Genomic DNA, 3,874 nt, shown 5'->3' with positions numbered 1-3,874 from the left:
GGATGGCACCTACCTGCCGGATGAGCAGACAGTCCCGAATCTCGGTCTTGCGCTTTACAAGACCGACTATGGGCTCGACCTTGGCCCCGACCTCAAACCCACCGGCACCCGATCCAACTTCGTTCGGGGGTCCGATGGGAATGTCGCCTGGTTCAGCAACCACGGCCGGCTCTACCGGCACCTGCAGTAAATAGCCGATCTAACCCGGGGAAGCCGGTGGCGCAATGCGAAATTTGAATCAGTTCACAGTCCTGGCTTTTGCTGTGGTTCTCGCCAGCGGGGCATGTTCGAGTTTCGCCTTCCAGCTCGCCGCCGACCACCGTGGACCATCCGCCGGCGCAGTTTGTCGAGGGGTCCTGCGCGAAGACTCCGTAACCGGTGCCACTGCTGGCCAACGCTCGCTGCGGAGAGCTGGTCGTGCCGGTAAACCGCACAAAGGCAGATGGTCCGACTATGTGGTTGGCCATCGCGATCATTCTCTCGGAAACGCAGCCACCCACCAAGGAACAATCGTGGGGGCCGGATCTGTCATTTGATGCAGTGCCGGGGCGGCATAGTTGCCATAAGGTAGATTATCGCCCCTTCGATAATGACTGCCTGACAGGATATTTGGTACGTTCTCCGGTCTCCGGCCTGCTCGTGGTGTTCGCAGGTGCACGGCGATCAGGACACCGGCGCTGTGCGTCACGAAGGCCACCGGCCCCTCGGCCTGGGCGAAGACCGCGTTGAGAGCGGCGATCCGGGCCGCCAGGCTCAGCTTGTCGTGCTCGAGCGGCGGAACGAGGCGCACCCGGTGAATGGATCGGCGAGCAGAATCTGCCAATGCTCGGCGACGTGGTCACGCAGGCCGGGCGCGTGACCACGGTCGGCTAGCCGTTGCTGTTCATTGCTCTACCAAAGATGTTCTCTCACAAAAATGACCGGCGGGGCCCGACGTTCACGTCGGACCCCGACTTCGGTCAGCGGTTCAGGTCAGGCGTGCCGGGTGAAGCCGACCTGACCGGGCTTGCGGTTCGGCGCGAAGCCCAGATTGGCGAGGGTCTCGTCCGCGTCGCGGTAGGTTTCGCCGATCCGGTAGATCTCGCGGGCCTCCTTGCCGGTGGCAACCTCGCGGCCGAGTTCGCCGGCGATCCGGACCAGCTGCTGGATCTGCTGGACGGAGGTGAATTTCTCGCCCTTGCGGCCCCAGATGGTGTCTTCGTTGCCGCAGCGGGTGTGCAGGCCCATCGCGATCGCCATCGCGTTGACCGGCAGCACGCTCCGCATCAGCGTCTCGAGCGCCAGGCACGCACCGTCCGGGACCCGCTGGATGAAGTTCATGATGTTGTACGGGTTGGGGCCGTCGAAGCCGCCGCCGATGCCGACCCACGTCAGGTTCAGTGGGCCGGTGTACACACCGCGGCGGATGAGCCGCTCGACGGTCTCGAGCTGGGGGATGCTCGACAGCTGGAAGTGCGGCTGAATTCCGGCCGCCTGCAGGCGACGCAGATGCTCCTCGACCCACGTCGGGCCTGCCGGTACCGTCATCTCCCGGTAGGTCTCCATCAGCTCCGGACGCGCGAGCGACGTGCCGGCGATGTCGTCGGCGGTCATCAACTCCATGATGTTCATCTGGCTGGTGTTGATGGCGATCGTGACCTGGTCCGGTGCGGGGTCGAGGTCGGCGAGCATGTGCCGGGTATCGTCGGAGAGCCACTTCGCATCGGCGCCCTCACCTTCGGGCGCGAACGAAATGGAGCCGCCGACCTGCAGGATCATCTCCGGCACCGCCTCGCGCAGCCCGGCGAGGAGCTCGTTGAACTTCGAGAGCCGCTTGGAGCCCTTGCCGTCGAGTTCGCGCACGTGGATGTGCAGGACCGTCGCGCCGGCTTCGTAGCAGTCCACCGCCTTCTGGACGTGCTCGTCCATGGTCAGCGGCAGGTCTTCGCGGAAGTCGTCCGGCTCCCACTCCGGCCCGTACGGAGCGGCGGTGATGACCAGCTTCTCCTGGTTCTCGGGGTAGAGCGCGTCGTCGTGGAAATACATTGTGAGACTCCGTTTCTCGGTGGGGGCGAACGAATGTGAGGGAGGGTTAGAAGGCCTGTCGCGCTGCCGGTCCTTGCTGTTCTCTCTGTGACTTCGCTAACACGACCGTAGTCAGGAGACCCCCAACACACTTACCCTTGCGGGACATATTTATTAACTCTTAGGGACATCCCGGTCTCGCAGCGGGCCGGAGAGGAATCACGGTGTCGAAGCCCCTGGCGCGTTACGCCGCACTGACCGGATACGTCGAGCTGGGACGCTCGCTGTCGATCGACCCGGTCCAGCTACTGCGCAGCGTCGACCTCGACCCGGCGGGCCTCGAGATCCAGGACCGCTGGGTGCCGGCCGCCGCCGTTGCTCGCCTCCTCGAACTCTCGGCCGCCGCGTCCGGTCGCCAGGACTTCGCCCTCAGGCTCGCTGAACGTCGGCGCCTGTCGACCCTCGGCCCGCTGAGCGTGAGCATCCGCGAGGAACCGGATGCCCGCAGCGCGCTGCGGATGCTGATCCGCTACCAGCACACCTACAACGAATCCCTACACATCCGGGTAACCGAACGCGACGGTCTCTCCGCCATCGCGCTCCACGTCGAGCCCGGCGAACCGATGCCCGTTCGCCAGTCCGTCGAGCTCGCCACCGCCGTGACCCACCAACTGCTGCATTACCTTCTCGGGGACCGATGGCAGCCCGTGTCGGTGTGTTTCGAACACGGACGACCCGACGACGACAGCACCCACCGCCGCATCTTCGACGCACCCCTGACCTTCGGCGGCGACTACTCCGGGATCGTCACCTACACAAGCGATCTTGATCAGGTGAACCGACTCTCCGATCCGCTGCTGCGCAACTACACGCAGCAGTTTCTCGATGACCTGGCGGCGCCGGAGGAGCCCACCCTCACGATCCGGGTCCGTGAACTCGTCGAACTCCTGCTGCCGACCGGCCGCTGCTCGGTCGAGCAGGTAGCACGGAGCCTCGGTGTGGACCGGCGCACGGTACACCGACACCTGGCCAAGTCGAACCTGACCTTCACCGGGGTCGTCGACGCGACCCGCGCCGAACTCGCCCGGCGCATGGTGACGGGCCGGCGCCACACGTTCACCGAGATCTCCGAGATGCTGGCGTTCTCCGCACCCAGTAGCTTCTCCCGCTGGTTCCATCAACAGTTCGGCATGAGCCCGCGCGAATGGCGCAGGCGCTCGGAGGGCTGACCGATCGCCCGGGCCGGTGTGTGAACGAACGGTTCAAGGCCGCCGAGAACCTGAACGGTCCGTTCACGCGGAAGCTGTCCCGAAATGTACAGAATGACGTCCCGGAGGGTTAATTACCCGGAGCGCGCCGGAGCTAACGTGATGCGCACCACATCCGCTGTGAAGGACAGCCTGCATCGCACCCCATTTGCCCCTTCTCTGTGAAACGAGTGCCGCGTGCCGACGAATCCCGACCCGATCCCCACGCCGACCCTCGACGCCATGCGTCGTGACGGCAACTGGAACCCCCTGTGGAACACCCTGTCCGACTGGGATCCGGAGTGGACCGAGCAATTCATGGCGATGAACGCCACCCCGGTCCGACGCGGGGTCTTCACTCCCGAGTTCGTCGAACTCCTCAGCATCGCGATCGACGCCGCCGCGACCCACATGTACGCACCTGGCGTGCGACGGCACATCCGGATGGCCCTCGAACTCGGTGTCTCCCGCGAGGAGATCCTCACCGTTCTGCAGATGGTCAGCGTCCTGGGTATCCATGCCTGCAACCTCGGCGTCCCCATCCTCGAGGAGGAACTCGACGCTCACGAACGTCGCCAGATCGCCGCGCCGCGCATTGCCCCCTGATCCCCGACGTCCGCACC

At 65.0% G+C, this 3,874-nt stretch carries 3 protein-coding genes and 2 pseudogenes; 3 read left to right on the top strand and 2 right to left on the bottom strand.

The window, feature by feature from the left end; translation table 11 throughout:
* Positions 1 to 190, top strand: a pseudogene (locus AC1DWT_RS50020) (penicillin-binding protein); the annotation flags it as partial.
* Between the two features lie 462 nt (positions 191 to 652).
* Here the strand turns inward: AC1DWT_RS50020 and AC1DWT_RS50015 are convergent.
* Both AC1DWT_RS50015 and AC1DWT_RS50010 read right to left on the bottom strand, forming a co-directional pair.
* Positions 653 to 846, bottom strand: a pseudogene (locus AC1DWT_RS50015) (alpha/beta hydrolase); the annotation flags it as partial.
* Between the two features lie 126 nt (positions 847 to 972).
* Entirely contained in the window at positions 973 to 2,025 is a 1,053-nt protein-coding gene (locus AC1DWT_RS50010) for a beta-keto acid cleavage family enzyme (RefSeq protein ID WP_477926147.1), read from the bottom strand.
* A gap of 203 nt (positions 2,026 to 2,228) precedes the next feature.
* Between AC1DWT_RS50010 and AC1DWT_RS50005 the strand changes: the two genes are divergently transcribed.
* Together AC1DWT_RS50005 and AC1DWT_RS50000 are read left to right on the top strand one after the other, a co-directional pair.
* Positions 2,229 to 3,233: an AraC family transcriptional regulator gene (locus AC1DWT_RS50005; RefSeq protein WP_477926146.1), complete on the top strand. Its 1,005-nt coding sequence runs from the start codon at positions 2,229 to 2,231 to the stop codon at positions 3,231 to 3,233.
* A 216-nt stretch (positions 3,234 to 3,449) separates the two neighbouring features.
* The gene (locus tag AC1DWT_RS50000) at positions 3,450 to 3,857 is read left to right on the top strand and encodes a carboxymuconolactone decarboxylase family protein (protein WP_061045254.1); all 408 of its coding nucleotides are present in this window, start codon (positions 3,450 to 3,452) and stop codon (positions 3,855 to 3,857) included.
* Positions 3,858 to 3,874: the final 17 nt, after the last annotated feature.

Source organism: Rhodococcus sp. P4_B6 (assembly GCF_056402215.1).
The sequence above is the reverse complement of the archived record's forward strand: the minus strand, read 5'-3'. Positions and strand labels throughout refer to the sequence as shown.

Coding starts and splice junctions, on each gene's coding strand:
- AC1DWT_RS50010 (WP_477926147.1), bottom strand. CDS start 2,025: ATGTATTTCCACGACGACGCGCTCTACCCCGAGAACCAGGAGAAGCTG.